At 38.3% G+C, this 19,910-nt stretch carries 22 protein-coding genes; 5 read left to right on the top strand and 17 right to left on the bottom strand.

What is annotated here, in order from left to right:
• Nucleotides 1-117 precede the first annotated feature (117 nt).
• From spoIVB to accB, 12 genes are all read right to left on the bottom strand, one after another.
• Entirely contained in the window at nucleotides 118-1,407 is a 1,290-nt protein-coding gene (spoIVB, locus tag ACFFHF_RS04265) for a SpoIVB peptidase (RefSeq protein ID WP_377057641.1), read from the bottom strand.
• 130 nt (nucleotides 1,408-1,537) lie between these two features.
• Nucleotides 1,538-3,226: a DNA repair protein RecN gene (recN, locus tag ACFFHF_RS04260; RefSeq protein ID WP_160546546.1), complete on the bottom strand. Its 1,689-nt coding sequence runs from the start codon at nucleotides 3,224-3,226 to the stop codon at nucleotides 1,538-1,540.
• A 16-nt stretch (nucleotides 3,227-3,242) separates the two neighbouring features.
• Nucleotides 3,243-3,692 carry a transcriptional regulator AhrC/ArgR gene (ahrC, locus tag ACFFHF_RS04255; RefSeq protein WP_160546547.1) on the bottom strand — a complete coding sequence of 150 codons (450 nt, stop codon included), beginning with the start codon at nucleotides 3,690-3,692 and terminating at the stop codon, nucleotides 3,243-3,245.
• Between the two features lie 145 nt (nucleotides 3,693-3,837).
• Complete coding sequence (locus tag ACFFHF_RS04250) at nucleotides 3,838-4,680, bottom strand: TlyA family rRNA (cytidine-2'-O)-methyltransferase (protein ID WP_160546548.1); 843 nt, start codon at nucleotides 4,678-4,680, stop codon at nucleotides 3,838-3,840.
• On the bottom strand, nucleotides 4,677-6,581 hold the full coding sequence (gene dxs / locus ACFFHF_RS04245; protein ID WP_340904577.1) for a 1-deoxy-D-xylulose-5-phosphate synthase: 1,905 nt from the start codon (nucleotides 6,579-6,581) through the stop codon (nucleotides 4,677-4,679). Before dxs ends, ACFFHF_RS04250 begins: the two co-directional genes overlap by 4 nt.
• 114 nt (nucleotides 6,582-6,695) lie before the next feature.
• On the bottom strand, nucleotides 6,696-7,589 hold the full coding sequence (locus ACFFHF_RS04240; RefSeq protein ID WP_377057640.1) for a polyprenyl synthetase family protein: 894 nt from the start codon (nucleotides 7,587-7,589) through the stop codon (nucleotides 6,696-6,698).
• A gap of 2 nt (nucleotides 7,590-7,591) precedes the next feature.
• On the bottom strand, nucleotides 7,592-7,825 hold the full coding sequence (locus ACFFHF_RS04235; protein ID WP_160546549.1) for an exodeoxyribonuclease VII small subunit: 234 nt from the start codon (nucleotides 7,823-7,825) through the stop codon (nucleotides 7,592-7,594).
• The gene (gene xseA / locus ACFFHF_RS04230) at nucleotides 7,818-9,176 is read right to left on the bottom strand and encodes an exodeoxyribonuclease VII large subunit (RefSeq protein WP_160546550.1); all 1,359 of its coding nucleotides are present in this window, start codon (nucleotides 9,174-9,176) and stop codon (nucleotides 7,818-7,820) included. The genes ACFFHF_RS04235 and xseA overlap by 8 nt, the downstream gene beginning before the upstream one ends.
• 142 nt (nucleotides 9,177-9,318) lie before the next feature.
• Nucleotides 9,319-9,717 (bottom strand): transcription antitermination factor NusB, encoded by a 399-nt coding sequence (gene nusB, locus ACFFHF_RS04225; protein WP_160546551.1) that lies wholly within the window; start codon nucleotides 9,715-9,717, stop codon nucleotides 9,319-9,321.
• Between the two features lie 140 nt (nucleotides 9,718-9,857).
• Nucleotides 9,858-10,265: an Asp23/Gls24 family envelope stress response protein gene (locus tag ACFFHF_RS04220; RefSeq protein WP_160546552.1), complete on the bottom strand. Its 408-nt coding sequence runs from the start codon at nucleotides 10,263-10,265 to the stop codon at nucleotides 9,858-9,860.
• A 17-nt stretch (nucleotides 10,266-10,282) separates the two neighbouring features.
• Nucleotides 10,283-11,641: an acetyl-CoA carboxylase biotin carboxylase subunit gene (gene accC / locus ACFFHF_RS04215; RefSeq protein WP_160546553.1), complete on the bottom strand. Its 1,359-nt coding sequence runs from the start codon at nucleotides 11,639-11,641 to the stop codon at nucleotides 10,283-10,285.
• Between the two features lie 13 nt (nucleotides 11,642-11,654).
• On the bottom strand, nucleotides 11,655-12,164 hold the full coding sequence (accB, locus tag ACFFHF_RS04210; RefSeq protein WP_160546605.1) for an acetyl-CoA carboxylase biotin carboxyl carrier protein: 510 nt from the start codon (nucleotides 12,162-12,164) through the stop codon (nucleotides 11,655-11,657).
• Nucleotides 12,165-12,435: 271 nt separating this feature from the next.
• Between accB and ACFFHF_RS04205 the strand changes: the two genes are divergently transcribed.
• Genes ACFFHF_RS04205 through ACFFHF_RS04185 form a run of 5 tightly spaced genes read left to right on the top strand, consistent with a single transcriptional unit; the run spans nucleotide 12,436 to nucleotide 16,367 of the window.
• Complete coding sequence (locus ACFFHF_RS04205; protein WP_160546554.1) at nucleotides 12,436-13,161, top strand: SDR family NAD(P)-dependent oxidoreductase; 726 nt, start codon at nucleotides 12,436-12,438, stop codon at nucleotides 13,159-13,161.
• Nucleotides 13,158-14,186 (top strand): S-adenosylmethionine:tRNA ribosyltransferase-isomerase, encoded by a 1,029-nt coding sequence (locus ACFFHF_RS04200; RefSeq protein ID WP_160546555.1) that lies wholly within the window; start codon nucleotides 13,158-13,160, stop codon nucleotides 14,184-14,186. Before ACFFHF_RS04205 ends, ACFFHF_RS04200 begins: the two co-directional genes overlap by 4 nt.
• 12 nt (nucleotides 14,187-14,198) lie before the next feature.
• Nucleotides 14,199-14,549 carry a VOC family protein gene (locus tag ACFFHF_RS04195; RefSeq protein WP_160546556.1) on the top strand — a complete coding sequence of 117 codons (351 nt, stop codon included), beginning with the start codon at nucleotides 14,199-14,201 and terminating at the stop codon, nucleotides 14,547-14,549.
• A gap of 42 nt (nucleotides 14,550-14,591) precedes the next feature.
• Nucleotides 14,592-15,713, top strand: coding sequence for a GAF domain-containing sensor histidine kinase (locus tag ACFFHF_RS04190; RefSeq protein ID WP_160546557.1), 1,122 nt, complete (start codon nucleotides 14,592-14,594; stop codon nucleotides 15,711-15,713).
• Between the two features lie 12 nt (nucleotides 15,714-15,725).
• Nucleotides 15,726-16,367, top strand: a complete 642-nt coding sequence (locus ACFFHF_RS04185) for a response regulator (RefSeq protein WP_160546558.1) — start codon at nucleotides 15,726-15,728, stop codon at nucleotides 16,365-16,367.
• A gap of 34 nt (nucleotides 16,368-16,401) precedes the next feature.
• Here ACFFHF_RS04185 and ACFFHF_RS04180 read toward each other — a convergent pair whose 3' ends face one another.
• The 5 genes from ACFFHF_RS04180 to spoIIIAD are packed head-to-tail and all read right to left on the bottom strand — an operon-like array spanning nucleotide 16,402 to nucleotide 19,902.
• On the bottom strand, nucleotides 16,402-16,947 hold the full coding sequence (locus ACFFHF_RS04180) for a SpoIIIAH-like family protein (RefSeq protein WP_160546559.1): 546 nt from the start codon (nucleotides 16,945-16,947) through the stop codon (nucleotides 16,402-16,404).
• 15 nt (nucleotides 16,948-16,962) lie between these two features.
• A complete protein-coding gene (gene spoIIIAG / locus ACFFHF_RS04175; protein ID WP_340904590.1) occupies nucleotides 16,963-17,637 on the bottom strand; it encodes a stage III sporulation protein AG in 675 nt (224 codons plus the stop codon).
• The gene (spoIIIAF, locus tag ACFFHF_RS04170; RefSeq protein ID WP_160546560.1) at nucleotides 17,638-18,252 is read right to left on the bottom strand and encodes a stage III sporulation protein AF; all 615 of its coding nucleotides are present in this window, start codon (nucleotides 18,250-18,252) and stop codon (nucleotides 17,638-17,640) included.
• Between the two features lie 10 nt (nucleotides 18,253-18,262).
• Nucleotides 18,263-19,480, bottom strand: a complete 1,218-nt coding sequence (gene spoIIIAE, locus ACFFHF_RS04165; RefSeq protein WP_445677922.1) for a stage III sporulation protein AE — start codon at nucleotides 19,478-19,480, stop codon at nucleotides 18,263-18,265.
• A gap of 26 nt (nucleotides 19,481-19,506) precedes the next feature.
• A complete protein-coding gene (spoIIIAD, locus tag ACFFHF_RS04160) occupies nucleotides 19,507-19,902 on the bottom strand; it encodes a stage III sporulation protein AD (RefSeq protein ID WP_066047148.1) in 396 nt (131 codons plus the stop codon).
• Nucleotides 19,903-19,910: the final 8 nt, after the last annotated feature.

Genomic DNA, 19,910 nt, shown 5'->3' with positions numbered 1-19,910 from the left:
AAATGGTATAAATCTCTATTTTTCTTCGGTTTTCGCCCGTATTCGACTTATTCTGTACTTTTGTCGAAAAATCTTTATTTTTCGAATAAAAAAAAGGGAGGCGTAAAAGCCTCCACCTTAACTCGCCTTTTCTCTTGGTTTTTCGTATATATCGATTCCCGCTTCATTTAGCATCCATTCGATGTGAACACCATAGCCTGAAGTAGGGTCATTGACGAACACATGCGTTACGGCTCCAACCACTTTATCATCCTGGATGATCGGACTTCCACTCATCCCTTGCACAATCCCACCCGTTTTTTCAAGTAATTCTGGGTCAGTTACCTTAATAACCATTCCTTTTGTAGCTGGAAACTTTTGTGGAATCGTGCTTACAATTTCAATATCAAATAGTTTTACTTGATCATTATCTACAACCGTTAGTATCTTAGCCGGACCCTCTTTTACCTGATGGGAAAGAGCAATTGGAAGGGCCTTATCCATTATTCCATTCGTAATTTCTTTTGAAAGCTTTCCAAATATTCCAAAAGGGCTATTTCTTTGAATGTCACCAATTACCTCTTTATCGGAAGAGAAACGGGCGAGTTTTTCACCTGGATCTCCATTGCTTCCTTTTTCAATAGACGTGACTGTTGAACGAACAATTTGACCATCCTCAACTACAATAGGCTTTTTCGTGTCCATGTCTGAAATAACATGTCCTAAAGCACCATACTTTTTCGATTCTGGATGATAAAACGTCATTGTTCCAATACCAGCCGCCGAGTCACGAATATATAGGCCGAGCTTAAAATTCTCTTCTCCAGCTTCTTTTAATGGCATAAGTTTTGTATCAATTTTGCCATCTTCTCTGCTCACTTCAATATTCAGTGGCTCACCCTTTTGACCTGCAGTTTGAACAAATGGTGCTACATCTGACATTTTTTCAATTTTTTGACCGTTAATCTTTGTAATAATGTCGCCTACTTTAATTCCTGCAATTTCACCTGGAGATTTTTTTCCTTCTGCTGTATTTACTTGATGGTGACCAACGACAAGGACTCCTACCGTATTAAGCTTCACACCGATAGATTGTCCACCTGGAATGACTTTAAAATCCTTTAATACGTCTACATCGACCTTTTTAATAGGGAAACCTGCTAGTTCAAGTAGCATTTCATCTTTCCCATATTTCTTTGCTTGTAAAGACACGGTTTGATCATCTTGTTGAATAGAAAGAGTTGAATTTGCTGTGACGGCAGCAGATACAGGAGTAGATTTCTGTAAAATAAGGTTTTCACCCTCAAATAGGGTAACACTTTTGGGGATACTAAGGTAATCTTGAAATGGTTTTGAAAATCCTATGGCAACTAATGAAACAAGGAGAATTCCACCAATTATTTTTCTAAGAAGTTCATGCCTCAACATCTTTCACTCTCCTCGCTTCTAGTCCACACACACTTTTTTCTGCTTTATGGCTACATCTTTAATTTTGCCTGCTTAAGTCGCATTTATAACCTTTTCCGTTATAAAAAAGCTACCCAATATGGATAGCTTTTCAAGTTACCTTCATTTCCTTTGCTAAATGGAGTAATTCTTTCGCATGCTCTCGGGTTAAATCGGTAATTTCTACTCCAGATATCATTCGACCAATTTCTTTTACTTTATCGGGCTCTGATAATGATTGTACTGAAGTTTTCGTTCTACCCTTTTGGGTAACCTTTGAAATATAGAGATGAGTATCAGCCATAGCTGCCACTTGAGGCAAATGGGAAATACAAAGGACCTGCGATGAAACGGCTACTTTGTAAATCTTTTCTGCAATGGCTTGTGCTACACGTCCTGACACTCCAGTATCCACTTCATCAAAAATAATGGAAGTAACGCCTTGATGTTTAGAGAAGATACTTTTTAATGCTAGCATCATTCTCGACAGCTCCCCACCAGATGCTACCTTAGATAGAGGCTTTAATGGTTCTCCTGGATTTGTAGAGATAAAAAATTCGATTTGATCACAACCTGTAGGAGTAAACACATCATAATCTGAGTGAAAACGCACTTCAAATACTGTTTTGTCCATATAAAGCTCTTTTAATTCACGGTGAATCGATTTTGTTAGTTTCTCTGCAAACTGTAACCTTGTGGAGGTCAGTTCTTTCGCTTCGAGAACTAAATCCTTTTTTATGGCAGCAAGCTCTTTGTTTAGTGCATTGATATGTGTTTCTTTATTTTGAAGTGTTTCGATTTCTTCTTCTATTTTAGCCGCATATTCTATGATCTCTTCAATTGTTTTTCCATATTTTCTCTTTAGCTGATTTATTTCGTTTAGTCTGCTTTCAATATCGTGCAAACGTTCTGGGTTGAACTCAAGACTATCCATCTTGCTTCTCAGTTCTCTAGCCACGTCCTCTAAGGCATAGTAACTAGTAGACACTGTCTCAGCTAACTCTTGATATTGTTGATCAACACTAGAAACATCTTCTAAATGACTCATTAAAAGACCAATCCAGTCCAACCCCTTTTGTTCCCCTTGAAGCACAGAATAGCTGTTAGAAAGACCTTCGTAAACCTTCTCAAAATTAGACAATCGTTTCTTTTCTTCAATTAGTTGTTCATCTTCATTAATCACTAACTGTGCTTTTTGAATTTCATCAAACTGAAATTGAATCAAATCTAGACGATGCGCCATTTTCTGTTCATTTTCACTCAAACTTTTTAGCCTCTTGGAAGTTTGCTCATAGCTTTGATATAAATTTGCATACTCCTTTAGTTGGCTCGATATAGATTTTGCACCAAATTGGTCTAAAAGCTTTTGGTGCTTAGATTCCTCCATTAATTCTTGATGCTCATGCTGTCCATGAATATCAATTAACGTTCCCCCTATTTCACGCAAGGTAGATATGGTCACTAGTTTGCCGTTTATTCGACAGACACTTTTACCCGTTTGTGAAATATCTCTTCTCAATATGAGCATTCCCTCTTCAATCTCTATTCCAAATTCTTCGGCTTTTTGATAGCTCGGATGTGTCAAACTCTCTAGTTGAAAAAGCCCTTCAATTTCAGCTTTTTCTTCGCCATGTCGAACAAATTCTGACGAACCTCTTCCACCAACGAGTAGATGAACAGCATCAATGATAATTGATTTCCCCGCTCCTGTTTCACCTGTCAAAACGGTTAATCCTTTTGTAAAGGATACAGTTAAGTTTTCAATAATTGCAAAATTTTTAATCGACAACTCGGTTAACAACTGGTTTCACCTCTATTTAGAGCATTTCAAGGAATCGATTAGTAATGGTAATCGTTTCTTCTTCTTTCCTACAAATAATGAGGATCGTATCATCTCCACAAATGGTTCCTAATATTTCTTCCCAATCTAAATTATCTATCAGGGCACCAATGGCCATAGCATTACCCGGTAGTGTCTTCATCACAAGTAAGTGACCTGCACTATCAATACGAACGAAGGCATCCATTAAATTTCTCTTTAATTTTTGAAGTGGATTAAAACGTTGATCGGCTGGAAGACTATATTTGTATCTACCATCCATAAGTGGCACTTTTACTAAGTGAAGTTCTTTAATATCTCTAGAAATGGTTGCTTGTGTTACATTAAATCCGGCAAACTTTAGTTCATCAACTAATTCATCTTGTGTTTCAATATCATTGCTCGTAATAATTTCTCTAATTTTAATATGACGTTGACCTTTATTCATGTTTTCACCCCTGATTGCTTTCAAAAACTCTGTAGTATTTTGTTTTATTTTTTCAATTTTTGTAGATGTATATATGTATAAATATACATCCTTTTGCTTATTACGTCAAAGTATACCTACAAAAAAAGAAGAACAAGCAGGACGCTTATTCTTCTACATTCGACTTTGATTTTAAAACTTCATGGGCTTCTAAAACGATTTGGTTTGGCTTTTTGGAAAGATGGTTTATCCCTTGCTCCTTTTCGCCATTCCACCCTAGATGCAGCAAAAACTCAATATTGCCATCGCCACCAGTGATTGGAGAAAAGGATAGATTTTTGACATCATAACCAAGAGCTAAAGAAAGGTCAATGATTTTATTTAAAACCGCTTCATGAACCTTTGGATCTCTTACGATTCCTTTTTTCCCTACTTCTTCTCTCCCGGCCTCAAATTGCGGTTTCACCAATGCAATAATATCACTATTGGGCACTAGAAGAGTTTTTAACACAGGGAGAATAAGCTTTAATGATATAAAAGAAACATCTATTGAAGCAAAATTTGGCATCTCACCAGTTAGGTCAGCAGGGGTCACATAACGAAAATTTGTCCGTTCCATGACAATAACTCGCTCATCCTGCCTTAACTTCCAAGCTAACTGATTATATCCGACATCTAAGGCATACGATTGTTTTGCTCCATTTTGTAAGGCACAGTCTGTAAACCCTCCGGTCGAAGCACCAATATCTAGCAAAACCTTCCCTTCAACATGCACGTCAAATTCCTTCAAGGCTTTTTCTAGCTTTAAGCCACCCCTGCTTACATATGGCATGACATTCCCTTTTATCGTTAAAGGCAGATCGCTGCTTATTTTCTCACCAGGTTTATCCAATCGGTTTTCATTGCTATATACGAGCCCTGCCATAATCGCTCGTTTTGCTTTTTCTCTTGTTTCTATTAACCCGCGTTCAACTAGCAGGACGTCAATTCGTTCTTTTTTACTTTTCATAGTAATGAACCCTTTTTCCCTTTAACCTGAGTAAGTTCGATTACTTTTCGAATCGTTGAATCCACGGTTAAATCGATTTCTTTCAATAACTCATCAACACTTCCATGCTCAATAAATTGATCTGGAATTCCCATGCGATCAATCACTGCATCAAAATAACGATTTTCAAAGGCAAACTCTAAAATAGAACTTCCAAATCCACCTTGAAGGACGGCTTCTTCAATCGTTAATACTGGCATTTTTCGTTCAAATAGCTCCGAGAGCATCTGACGGTCTAGCGGTTTAATAAATCGAGCATTAACGACCTTCACAGAGATCCCCTGCTGTTCGAGATGTTTTGCAGCCTCTAATGCCATTGGAATCGTTGTTCCAAATGTTAATATAGCCACATCTTCGCCTTCTTTTATTACTTCCCAAGTGCCAATCGGAATGGTTTTAAGGTCCTTATCCAATGGAACTCCTACTCCATTCCCTCGAGGGAACCTCATGGCAATCGGTCCCTCATCATACTTTAAGGCTGTATTGACCATATGTTGCCCTTCGTTTTCATCTTTTGGCATCATCAGCACCATGTTTGGCACATGTCTCATAAAGGCGATATCGAACACACCTTGATGAGTTTCTCCATCAGCACCTACAAGCCCTGCACGATCAATACCTATAAATACATTCAGGTTTTGACGGCAAATATCATGAACCACTTGGTCATAGGCTCGTTGTAGGAAAGTCGAATAAATGGCTAAAAATGGCTTCATCTTTTGGGTGGCAAGTCCTGCAGCTACGGTCGCTGCATGCTGTTCAGCAATACCTACATCAAACATTCGATCAGGGAATTCACTTGCAAATCCCTCAAGTTTGGAACCAACAGGCATCGCAGGGGTGATTGCAACGATTCTCTCATCTTCTCGCGCGAGCCTACGAACCGTTTCGCTAACCAGTTTACTCCATGCTGGCGGAGGCGTTTCAACCGGTTTTGGAAATGCTCCTGTTTCAATTTTATACGGTCCCGTTCCATGCCATGTACCCACAACATCACTTTCTGCAGGATGGTATCCTTTTCCTTTTTTAGTGATCACATGTAAAAGAACGGGTCCTTCTGTCTTTTTTGCGTATGCTAAATTTTCAAATAGTTCGTCATAATTATGACCGTCTACTGGTCCTAAATACGTAAAACCCATCTCTTCAAAGAACATACCAGACACTAACAAATACTTCAGGCTATCTTTTATTCTCTCGGCCGTCGTTGCTAATTTTCCTCCGACAGCAGGAATTTTCTTTAATAAATACTCGAGTTCATCTTTCGCCCAGTGATATTTCCCAGCCGTTCGTAAACGGCCTAATATACTGTGAAGAGCTCCAACATTCGGTGCAATACTCATCTCATTGTCATTTAAGACAACGATAAGGTTCTTTTTTTCATGACCGATGTGATTTAAAGCTTCCAGTGCCATTCCACCCGTTAAGGCACCATCACCAATTACAGGAACAACAAAAGATTTCTCCTTTTTTAAATCTCTAGCAATTGCCATACCCATAGCAGCGGATAAAGAAGTCGAACTATGCCCTGTTTCCCAAACATCATGTTCACTTTCAATCATCTTTGGAAAACCACATAAACCTTTATATTGTCTTAGCGTGTCAAATTCGCTTGCTCTACCCGTTAAAATTTTATGGACATATGATTGGTGACCGACATCCCATAAAATTTTATCTTTTGGGCTTGTAAAACAAGTATGAAGAGCAATCGTCAGCTCTACCACTCCTAAATTCGGTCCAATATGGCCACCTGTAACTGATAATTTTTCTATTAAAAATTGTCTGATGTCTTCACTTAATTCTTGTAGTTGTTGTTGAGAAAGCCCTTTTAAGAAGGAAGGGTCTTTAATTGATAACAGATCCACTAGTAGGACCACTCACTTTCATCTCTTAATTGTTGCTAATCTTTCGTTAGCTGTATACACAAAGAGTAACGTATTACAGACATTTTTCCAAATGTTTTACGTTCACACTCTTATTTAATGATTTCGATTAGCTACTAAATCCGTGATTTCTTTAAGAATTTCCGTTTCAAGTTCCATGCTATTTAAGGCATCCTTAGCGAGCGTAATATGCTCTAATAATGATTGCCTTGCTCCCTCCATCGTCAACAATGATGGATATGTGCTTTTATTGTTTTGTTCGTCACTGCCCACTTTCTTCCCGATGATTTCTTGATCACCTTCAAGGTCTAGAATATCATCCCTAATTTGAAAGGCTAAACCTAAATGGTGAGCAAAGGTAGTAAACTTTTCTAATAGTTGATTATTTGCTCCGGCAATCATCGCTCCAGCAACGACACTATAAGCAAGTAACTTCCCTGTCTTATGGATGTGAATGTATTCAAGTTCATCAAGGCTTAAGTCTTTCCCTTCCCCATCCATATCAGCTACTTGTCCACCTACCATTCCTTCAGCACCTGATGCTTTGGCTAGTTCTGTAATCAGTTGGATTTTCACTTCAGTTGGAATAGCCTCGGAGGATGCACTAGAAATCACTTGAAAGCTATATGTTAAAAGAGCGTCACCTGCAAGAATGGCATATGCTTCTCCGAACACCTTATGATTCGTAGGCTTTCCTCTTCGTAGGTCGTCGTTATCCATGCTTGGAAGATCGTCATGAATTAACGAATAGGTATGGATCATTTCTATCGCTGCAGCCGCTTCTATACCTAATTCCCCTTTCTTCCCAAACGCTTCTAATGTAGCGAATAATAATAACGGACGAATACGTTTGCCGCCTGCTTCTAACGAATAGAGCATCGCTTCCTTAATCTGTGTAGGTGCAGATAATTGACTAACAGATTCCTTCAGGTATGCTTCTACTAGCTCTTTATACTTTTTAGAAAAGGTGGTAAAACCCACTTTGTTCACTATTATTCCTCCTCTTGAATAGAGAAGGTTTCCTTCTTCCCATTCTCCGTAAGAATTTCTGTTAGCTGCTCCTCAACATTTCGAAGCTTATCGTGACAAAGCTTTGAAAGCTCCATTCCTTTTTTATAAATAGAAATCGCCTCTTCTAAAGGTACATCCCCTTCTTCTAGTTGTTCAACGATATCTTCAAGTTGCTGCATGGCTTCTTCAAAGCTTATTTTCGTGTCTTTACTCATTTGTTTGATCCTTCCCCTCGATCTCTAACACTTCACAAGTGATAGAACCATCTACAAGTTTTATTTTAATACTATCATTAATTCGAATTTGTTCCGTGCTTTTTACTAAGTGATCGTCTTCATTGTAGACGAGGCTATATCCTCGATCCATAATTTTCAGAGGGCTTAATGCATCCAATGCCATATTCACTCTTTGATGTTCTTTTTTCTTTGCTAAAAGGAGGCTAGTAAAAGCACGATTTAATGTCTTTTCCGTCTTAGATTGCTGCTGAACGGCTGTTTGAAGGAGTGTATTCAAATTATTTCTTTCAAGTCTCCGCCTGGTACGAATATACTCTTCATTTTTATTTACAAATAAAGCTTGAGCTGCCCTCTTTAATAATTCTGTTGACTTATCAACTTGCTCTAACTTTTGTTCATACAATCTTTGCGGGTACTTAAAGGCGTATGATTTACTTAAACGATCATATCGCTGTGCTTGTACACTTATCTTCTCTTTAATTTTTCGTATAATCCTTGTTTGTCTAGTTAATACTCTTTCGATTAATTCATCAATATGTGGCACTGCAAGCTCTGCCGCTCCCGTAGGAGTCGGAGCTCGGAGGTCCGCCACATAATCAGCAATGGTCGTGTCTGTTTCATGACCAACAGCAGAGATAATCGGAATCCTAGATGCAAAAATGGCCCTTGCTACAATTTCTTCATTAAATGACCATAGTTCCTCAATGGATCCCCCACCGCGACCAACAATCAATACATCAATATCATGTGACTGATTTGCTTGCTCGATTGCCTTTACAATGGATGCAGCTCCTTGCTCTCCTTGAACAAGGGCAGGAATGACCAATATATTAGCAATCGGATATCTCCTTTTAAGAGTTGTTAGAATATCTCGTATTGCTGCTCCCGTAGGAGAGGTAATTACCCCAACAGTGTGAGGATATTTTGGCAGAGCTTTTTTATATTCGTTTGAAAATAGGCCTTGTTTTAATAGTTTTTCTTTTAGCTGTTCAAAAGCTAGATAAAGATCACCAATTCCATCAGGCTGCAATTCTTTTATGTACATTTGATACTGACCACTTTGTTCGTATACGGAGATATCGCCTTTCACTAACACTTTCATCCCGTTTTCTGGTCTGAATTTGATGGACTTATTAAAGCTTGAAAACATGACGGCCAGGATTCTTGCTTTTTCGTCTTTTAAAGTAAAGTACATATGTCCACTAGAGTGCTGTTTAAAGTTTGAAATTTCCCCTTTTACGTACATATCCTGTAAATGTGGATCGGCGTCAAACTTTCTTTTTATATATTTAGTTAAGGCAGTTATTGTTACATATTGCTTTTCTTCCATTCAGTACTCCTTTTTTCGGAAAAGGTATGGATCACGCAAAAAAACAGTCCTATCTAATTATAAGGATAAATCTCTTTTCAGTCACGTCTTGATAGTGCGAAAGGGATTACCTATATAAAAAAGGGCTGTTTTATAGCGGAAATTACTGTTGTTCTGTTTGTTGCTTTATTTTAGAGAGAACTCCATTTATAAATCGACTAGCATGCTCATCTCCGAAAACTTTTGCAATCTCAATCGCTTCATCGATAACAACGTTTGCAGGTACTTCTTCCTTCATGTAAACAAGTTCGTAAACAGCCAGTCTTAACAGGTTCCGATCCACTGGCGCAATTCGCTCAATTGTCCACTTCTCTAAATGCTCTTTAATCATTTCATCTATCTCACTTTTGTGTTCCACAACCCCACTTACTAGAGTAGAGAGGTAGTCATCTCCACGCTCTTCTTCTAATACATGAAGAATCGCTTCCTTTGGATCTGCTTCACTTATGTCAATTTGAAATAATGCTTGTAACGCTTTTTCTCTTGCCGTTCTTCTTTTCATCTATCCTAAACTCCTTTATTGATTGAGATACCTTAATCATCAATATGATCATAGCATAATAACTCATCATACATGAAATACTCGAAAGAAAAAAGAGCCAAAGACTTTTTTGTTGTCCTTGACTCTTTAGAGTGAGTAAATTACAGCTCTTGTTCTTGTTCAACTTCTTGCTTTGTACTTTCGAACTGGATGCCAACGATATGCACGTTTACTTCCTTAGCATCAAGTGCAGTCATATTCAAAAGCGCTTGTCGAATATTATCTTGAACCTTCTGAGCGACAGTTGGAATGGAAACCCCAAACTTCATTAAGCAATACACATCCACTTTAATTCCGTCTTCTCCAAGCTCCACCTTAACGCCCTTGCCATGATTTTTCTTACCTAATCGCTCAACAACCCCTAACGCAAAGTTTCCTCTCATTTGAGAAACCCCGTCAACTTCAGACGCAGCAATACCAGCAATTACTTCAATTACTTCAGGTGCAATCTCTACTTTCCCAAGACCAGAGTTTCCTGGATTCATTTCCAAGATGTTATTTTCGCTCATTCAAAGCACCTCCAACATTATTTTCCTGTTTCCATTAAATCATACATTTCAAGAAATTTCGTGTTAAAGTCTCCTTCAACAAACTTTTCATGATTTAAAAGTTTTAAGTGGAATGGAATGGTTGTATGAATTCCTTCTATGACAAATTCACTTAACGCTCTTTTCATGCGTGCGATTGCTTCTTCTCTAGTACTTCCGTACGTAATCAGTTTCGCAATCATGCTGTCATAATAGGGTGGAATCGTATAACCAGGATATGCAGCTGAATCCACACGAACTCCTAAACCACCAGGAGGAAGATACATTTCTATTTTACCAGGTGAAGGCATGAATTTCTTCATTGGATTTTCTGCGTTAATTCTGCATTCGATCGCCCACCCATTAAAAACAACTTCTTCTTGGGTTAAACTAAGCTTTTCACCAGATGCCACTTTAATTTGTTCCTTAATTAGGTCAACGCCAGTTATCATCTCTGTGACCGGATGTTCTACTTGGATACGAGTGTTCATTTCCATAAAATAAAACTTACGGTTTTGATAATCATAAATAAATTCTACTGTCCCGGCACCAGAATAATCAACCGCTAATGCTGCCTTAACGGCTGCACTTCCCATCTCATGTCTTACTTCTCCGTCTAAGGCTGGAGATGGCGTTTCCTCAAGAAGCTTTTGAAGTCTCCTTTGGATGGAGCAATCTCTTTCCCCTAAATGGATGGCATGTCCATGATTATCTGCAAGAACTTGTATCTCAACATGTCGGAACTCTTCAATAAACTTTTCGATATATACTCCAGGGTTCCCAAAAGCCGTTAATGCTTCTTGTTGAGTAATGTTAATCCCTTTGATTAGCTCAGTCTCCGTTCGGGCCACACGAATTCCTTTTCCACCCCCACCAGCAGTCGCTTTTATAATAACAGGGTAACCAATTTTATTGGCCAATTCGATTGCTTCTTCATCGTCTTTAATGATTCCTTGGGATCCTGGAACAATCGGAACCCCTGCTTGTTTCATCGTTTCACGAGCCACGTCCTTTGTTCCCATCTTAGAGATGGCTTCTGGAGATGGTCCAACAAATGTGATATTCACATCCCTACAAAGATCTGCAAAGTCAGCATTTTCAGCTAAAAATCCATAACCAGGATGAATGGCGTCACAACTCGTCAGCTTAGCTACACTAATGATATTTGTAAAATTTAAGTAGCTATCCTTTGAAGCTGTTGGTCCAATACAGTATGCTTCGTCAGCAAGCTGAACATGTAAGGATTCACGATCCGCCTCAGAATATACAGCAACAGACTCAATCCCAAGCTCACGGCAAGCCCGTATAATACGAACGGCTATTTCTCCTCGATTCGCAATTAATAACTTTTTTATCATAGCAGACAGCTCCTTACTCTGGCTTCACTAAAAATAACGGTTGACCATACTCCACTAACTGTCCGTCTTTTACAAGTATCTCTACAATTTCTCCGTTAACTTCAGCTTCAATTTCATTAAATAACTTCATTGCTTCTACGATACAAACAACTGAATCGCTAGACACTTTTGAGCCCACCTTAACATACGCATCAGCATCAGGTGATGGAGATGCATAGAAAGTCCCAACCATCGGTGAATTGATTTTATGTAAGTTTGAAGTATCAGCAGCAGGTGTTTGTGCTGGTTGTGCTTGCGGTGCGATTGGCTCCTCGTGCTTTACCTCTACAGCAGCCACTGGTGCTGATGTCTTTTCAGCAACGACTACAGGCGCAGGTGTAACTTGTTCCTTTACAGTCACTGTTCCTACAGCCGCATTCTTTTTCATTTTAATTTTAGCACCTTCGTATTCATAAACAAATTCATCTAGACTTGAATGATCTACAAGTTTTATTAATTCTCTAATTTCTTGAACCTTTAACATCATATTCACCTCTAATTTACTTTTTAGCACTAGATACTAATATCATACGATAAGACCTCATAGAAGTTCAACCTTTATTCCTCTATATACATATTCGACAAAAGAACACGTTTTCATTTTTGAAATATAAGATTTTTTAAAATTTTTGTTAGTTAAATTTTCTCCTACGACTAAAGTTGTAGAAAATATCGAGCTTTTACATGAGGGAAATGTTTGAAATATTTTCTATTCTGTAATTACAAGGAACCATTTATACAGGAGGAGATTTGTAATGAATAGTAACGATGTAGTTATGATAACTGGAGCATCAAAAGGATTAGGAAAGGCTTTAACATTAGCATTTGCCAAACAAAGAAAACGGTTGTCTATTTGCGCTAGAAATATGGAAGCATTATCTAAAGTGAAGGAAGAAGCAGAACAATTAGGAGCAGAAGTGTTTGCGATAAAGGCAGATATTTCTCTCCCAAGAGACGTTGAAAGATTTGTAGCTTTAACAGTAGAAAGATTTGGACAGATCGATGTGTTAATTAATAATGCCTCAACCCTCGGACTGAGTCCAATGCCTCTATTACTAGATTATCCTGAGGATGACTTTTCTACTACATTACGCGTAAATGTTCTTGGCCCTTTTTCTTTAACAAAAAGAGTGCTGATCCACATGCTTTTACAAAATAAGGGGTCAGTCATTAATATTACCTCTGAAGCCGGCTCAACTGGGTATGCTGGTTGGGGTGCCTACGGAGTATCAAAGTTTGCAATTGAAGGATTAACAGAAACTTGGGCTGATGAACTACGTGATACAAATATCCGTATCAATATGGTTGATCCTGGGGAAATGAATACCGAAATGCACACACTAGCCGTTCCTGATTGTGATTACCCGTTAGCAGACCCTAATGATGTGGTTGATGTTTTTCTTTATTTAGCTTCCGACGACTCAAATAATATTACTGGGAAACGGTTTGAAGCTCAAGTATTTAAGGAGGAAAGCAAATGACTTCACAAGCTTTTGATTTTCATCTTCCAACAAAGTTGAATGCGTCAATCCCCCCTGAGCGAAGAGGGATTAGACGTGATCAAGTGAAAATGATGGTTCTTAATAAACAAAGTGGGCAAGTATACCACGATGAATTCTGTCAGCTTGAACATTATCTTCAAGAAGGTGACCTGCTTGTTCTTAACAATAGCCGAACCATCCCCGCACTATTAAGAGCTAGGTTTCATCCAAATCATCAGAAGGAACCATCGATTATAGAAGTAAAGCTTGCTCGTAAATTAAATGAGTTCGAATGGGAAGCTTTAATTTTAAGTGATGAGGTTTCAGAAGGAGAAGTTTTACACTTCTCCCCTACTTTGTCAGCTACGGTGTTAAATCAGAAAAGCCCTACTCCCCTTTCTCGAATTCTATTTTCAAAAGGAGGTACTGAGCTACTAGAAGAGGTCTATATGATCGGTGAACCTATCCGTTATGAATATATTCATAAACCTTGGAGTCTTGAATATTATCAAACCGTTTTCGCAACAACACCCGGATCGTTGGAAATGCCTTCAGCCGGAAGAGCCATAAGCTGGGAACTGCTATTTCGATTACAAAAGAAAGGGATTCAGATTGCTTTTCTTCAATTACACACAGGGCTCAGTTATTTTTTGGATGACAATTTGCTGCCAAGTCCTGAACAAAATAGTGAGAAATATATGATTCCGGAAAAGACAATGAATAAAGTACTAGATACAAAGAAACGCGGCTCAAAGGTCCTTGCGGTAGGTACGACCGTTGTCCGTGCCTTGGAAACCGCTTCGAAGACCAGCTGTCTCAATGGATGGACAAATTTGTATATTACGGAAGAGTCAAGGCTACAGTTGGTTGATGGAATCATTACTGGCTTTCATGAACCAAAAGCGAGCCACTTGGATATGCTTTTAGCTTTTGTACCAAAAGAAAAGCTATTTCCTGCGTATGAGGAAGCACTAAATAAACAATATTTATGGCATGAATTTGGAGATATTAATGTCATTCTTTAGGAGGGTGTTATCTTGCGAGTCCATCATTATGGGATTGAAGTAAAAGATATGGAGAAATCCATATCTTTTTATGAAAAGGTACTTCATTTTCAAGTAGAAGAAAAGGTAAAATTTATGGAAGAGGATATTGTTTTTTTACGCTTAGAGGATATACGTTTGGAGCTTTTTCTAGGTGATCATGTAAATAAAGTCTCACATACGCATATTTGCTTCGAAGTTCCTTTTTTACAAGAAATCATTCTTCGTTGTAAAGAATACCATTTTTGTATGGTGGAAGGTCCATACGAGTTGGAAAACGGGTGGACCACTGCATTTGTGACAGGTCCATCAAATGAAACGATTGAATTTTTACAAAGAAGTTGACAATAGTTTGAACATAATAAATTTCTATTGTTTGAGGGTGACATGATGGGAGAGAGTTCTAGATTTAGAGAAATGAAAATACTAAAAGAAATTGCTGAAATGTTAAACGAGGGGACTGAGCTGAATCACGTTCTATCTCAAGTCCTAAAAAAGCTTTTGGATTTAACAGGACTCCAAACAGGTTGGATCTTCTTTATTGATGAAAAAGGCTCCCATCAACTTGTTGCACACGAAGCCCTTCCCCCTGCTCTTTCGTATGAACAAAACATAAGAATGTGTAAGGGTTCGTGCTGGTGTGTTAATCGTTATCATCATCAGAAAATAACAAAGGCAACCAATATTATTGAGTGTCAAAGAATCGAGGAAGCCATAGAAACCCAAAACGGAGACCATAACGGCTTAACACATCATGCTACCGTGCCGCTCCGTGCAGGTGAGGAAAGATTTGGTTTATTAAATGTAGGGGCTCCCTTTAAAACCTTCTTCAAGGACGATGAGTTAGCCCTGCTTGAAGCCGTTGCATTTCAAATTGGTACGGCCATTAAGCGGCTGAAGCTTGTGGAACATGAGCAAAAAACCGCCCTGAAAGATGAACGAAATCGACTTGCACGAGATCTTCATGATTCTGTGAATCAATTATTATTTTCTTTAAGTCTCACGGCAAGAGCAGGTGTAGAAATGACTAAGCCTGAGGAAATGAAAAGTACCTTCACCTATATACAAGAGCTTGCTCAAGATGCACTTGGGGAAATGAGATCTTTGATTTGGCAGTTACGTCCTCAAGGGTTAGAAGATGGACTACTAAGTGCCTTTCAAAAATACGGCCAGTTACTAGGTCTAACTGTTCATATTAACCTGAAGGGTGTTCCTCATTTTTCAAGTCAGGTCGAAGAAGCACTGTGGAGAATTGGGCAAGAGGCACTTGCGAATTGTAAAAAACATGCTGGTACAACGGTTGTATATATTGATTTAGAAAAAACAAAAGAGAAAACCATTCTAACCATTAAAGATCTTGGCATTGGGTTCCAATATCAAAAGGGAGTTCAAACACCATCGCTTGGTTTACAAAGTATGCGACTTCGAACCGAAGCGTTTAAGGGGGAGTTTTCACTAGAAAGTTCCCCCGATAATGGAACACTTATTCAAATCAAAATACCAAATTAAGGAGGGAGCTAAATGACTACGAAGATTCTGGTGGTCGATGATCATCACGTTGTTCGTAGGGGACTCGTCTTATTTCTTCGCACCCAAAAAGAAATCGAAATTATAGGTGAAGCGGGGAACGGAGTGGAAGCAATTGAGCTTACGAAAAGACATCAACCCGACCTAATATTAATGGACCTTTCCATGCCGGAAATGGATGGCATCGAAGCTACGAAAATGATTAAAAACTTGTACCCTACGATAAAAATCATTATTCTGACAAGCTTTTCTGAGCAGGATCATGTCATTCCTGCACTCGAGGCGGGTGCTTCTGGATATCAATTAAAGGATATTCAACCAGACGAACTTGTTCAGTCGATCCGAAATGTGATGTTAGGAACAAACCAGTTACACCCCAAGGCTACAAGTCATTTATTAGCGAAGTTATCAACCGATCGAAACCAAAATCGCCCTTCCATTTACGAGTTAACAAAACGAGAAATGGAGGTATTAAAAGAAATTGCCAAAGGAAAAAGTAACAAAGAAATTGCAACTAGCCTATATATAACAGAGAAGACTGTCAAAACCCATGTTTCTAACCTTCTCTCAAAGCTTGGTTTAGCCGATCGTACTCAAGCAGCCCTTTATGCAGTTAAAAATCGGCTAGTTGAATAAAAAACGGAAAGCGCTCGGGCTTTCCGTTTTTCTATTATTTACTTATTTGAAATTGTACCACTGGCTTCAGCCCGCTTAATTCAGAGCGTACTAACTTTAAGATTTCATTTGCAGCTGCTGGAGAGTGGCTTTTGGCTTTTACAGTGACGCGAACTTCGTTATCGCTTACTCTTACTAAAGCATCTTCATAGTCCATCGCTACAATCATCGTTTCAAGATACGCTTCTTTTTGGGTCACATCATTTAATTCTTTAATTTTATCAAGAGCGGCATTAATATCTTCTGTTGGTAGATCCGTAGAAGCAACAGTCGTTTCTAGCTCTTCTTTTAATTTACTTCTCTCTTCATCTAGCTCTAAGCGAAGTGCTTCAAACATTTCATCGCTAGCAGTACTAGAAATGACAGATTCACCAGATTCAGATGTATTTTCTCCACTTACTGTTGAATCTTCCTCTGATTCTTTTTCTACTGTAGCCATATTGTTCATTTGCTGTTCTGGAGAAGTAATGTAATATACCGATAATACAACAACTAAGCTAAGCATTGTTAATAACCAAACTGTTTGTTTTTTCAATAACATCTATAAATCCCCCTTTTATTTTTTAGGCATAACAGACACTCGATGAACCGGTACATCTAATAGTTTAGTAACGGATTCAAGTATCCATTTTTTTACTTGTATATTATCAGCTCCCTTTGCAATCACGATGACGCCACGAATGGCAGGCTTCTTCGTTTCTATTACAATAGGAACCTCTTTTTCCCCATCTCGGATAATCACTAACTGTTCATCCTTTGATTGGTCTTCGACTGTTCGTTGCCCACCCTCACGGTCAACCTCTTCGGTTTTTTGGGACTGAACAACCACATTTTTTTCAAGTATCTTTTTCTCAGTCGCGTCGACATTTACAGCTACAATCACTTCGCCAACGCCGACAATTCCCTCAAGTGTTTCCTTTAATTGATTTTCATAATGATCTTCATAGGCAGCAATTATTTCATTTCCATCAATCTTTTTCTGTCCAAATGTTTCTACATCCTCACTTGATTTCTCAGCATTTGCTGCCGTTTCAATAGCGGAAGGACTTGGATTTATTAGCAAATTACTTGCTAACATAATGGCGGCTCCAATTAACAAGACGATTAAGAAGTATTGATATTTACTAGATTTTTTCTCAGGAGGGCTTTCTTTACTAAATAGGTTTTTTAGGAATGTAATGGGCCCTTTATCTTTGTTAGGTTCTTTATCTTTTTCTGTATCATTTTCCACTTATTTGTTCCCCCCTTCTATGAAGATTTCAACAGCGCCTTTGTTTACATCCCATTTTTCAGAGAGAAGTGAAGACAGTTCCTCGTTTTGTTCACTTTCCGAATTAGATGGTAGAGGTGAGTTCGTATTAATATCAACCATTTGTACGACTTCTACCACAGTCTCCGTTGTTGATTCACGTAATGTAACAGATATCTCTTGAAGATTGTCTGGGAAGGTTGCGCTGCTCGTTTCATCCACTGATAGATCGATACTAGCAATCTCTAAACCGTACTGTTCCATCAACTCCTCTTCAACGTCCTTTTTTAATTGGACAGCCACTTCTTCTAAAGCATATGCATCAAAAGAGGCTTGTATTTCTTTTTTCTTCATTTCTATTGAATTTTCTATATTTTTTTCTGAAAAGGAGTCTACTTCGGTGATGGCGGAGAGGTTCGCTTCAAAATCACTAGATAGTATTTTCAGTATGGGCGAAAGAATAATAGCTATTAGTAATAATCCAGTAACCATCCTGGTGTACTTTTGCATATTTGAATTCGGAAGCAGCATATCAACAACTGTTGCTAGCAAGACGAAAAGGATTATATTTGTGATCCAGTCTTTTAGGAAATCCATACCACCCCTCCTAACGAACCATCATCGTAAGGTTTCCTGCTGCTATGACAACAGTTAAACTTAGAAAAAACATCATAGATACGATAGCTAAAGCAGCAAAAACGAAAACAATGCTTTTACTAATAATTTCTAAACAAGCGATAACCGGTCCTCCACCTAGAGGCTGTAAGACAGCAGCAGCAAATTTATAAATAAAGGCAATCATTAATATCTTAATCGCCGGAAAAGCAACAATAAGTAACAAGATTGCTACCCCTGCAATTCCAACGGTATTTTTCAGTAAAAGCGAAGCACTAATCACTGTATCAGTGGCATCTGTAAACATTCGTCCAATAACAGGGATAAAATTACCGGTAATGAATTTTGCTGTTCGAATCGTAATTCCATCTGTCACAGCTGCTGAAGCTCCTTGAACACTAAGAACACCAAGGAAAACCGTGAGGAAGATTCCGAGTAATCCAATGCTCCAATTTCTTAACAGATTTCCTAATTGAGTTACTTTGTGATGCTCTGATAAAATACTTACAATGCTTAATACTGCTCCTAAAAACAAAAGTGGTAAAACAACATATTGAATGAACATTCCACTGCTATTCATGAGGAATAAAATTACTGGATGGAAAAAGGCAGCAGATACGAGCCCCCCCGACGAGGCGATTAATGCAAGAAGAAGTGGAATGAGCGCCAAGATGAAGGAAATCATCGTTGTTATCGTATCATTTGTATACTGGATGGCTACATGAAAACTGTTTAGTGCGATAATAATCAACACCATAAATACAATTGCATACGCTACTTTACTAACTGTGCTCTTTTCGAATGAGTTTTGCAGTGTTTGCAAAAACATGGAGAACACGGTTAGCAATATTAGGGTACCAAGAAGCTTTCCATTAACAACAAATTCGTGAAAAATGAATTTAATTATTCCATTTGTCCACTCTTTTAAGGAAAATTGCTTGTCCCCCTTGATAAAATCGTAAAGGCTTCCCTTCTGACTTTCCGGAAGGAATCCTCCGTATTCCGTTGTAATCTTTTCCCAAAAAACCTTCATTTCATCCATATCTAAAGCTTCAAGCTGTTCTTCCATCATTTGTTCAGGATTTATGACGGACTGTGAAGAAGATTGAGTTTCTTCATTTGTCTCCGCTTTACTTATTGGGACAGACACAAATAGAATGAGAAATATGAGAGAGAATGTTTTGAAGATCAATTGCTTCAACTTTTTCACCTTCTTTTATCGGTTCAGTGGTTCAATTAATTTGGGATTAATGCAATGATGGTTTCTATCAATACCGTCAAAATGGGGATCGCCATAGCAAGTATTAATATTTTCCCAGCCATCTCAATCTTCGAGGCAATTGCTGCTTGTCCCGCATCCTTTGTAATTTGAGATGCAAACTCCGCAATATAAGCGATTCCGATAATTTTCAGGATGGTTTCTACGTAAATAATATTTACGTTTGCATTTATCGCTATCTTTTCAAGCATATGGATAATCGCGTAGATTTGATCGATTAAAAAGAGAAAGATGGAACATCCAACAAATACGATTAGCAAAAAGGCGAAATTTGGTTTTTGCTCTTTAACTACAAGAGCTAAAAAGGTAGCAATAAGCGCAAACCCAACTATTTGTAAAATTTCAATCGTCAAACCCTCCT

Source organism: Robertmurraya beringensis, from assembly GCF_042433785.1.
Classification (GTDB): Bacteria; Bacillota; Bacilli; order Bacillales; family Cytobacillaceae; genus Robertmurraya_A; species Robertmurraya_A beringensis.
The sequence above is the reverse complement of the archived record's forward strand: the minus strand, read 5'-3'. Positions and strand labels throughout refer to the sequence as shown.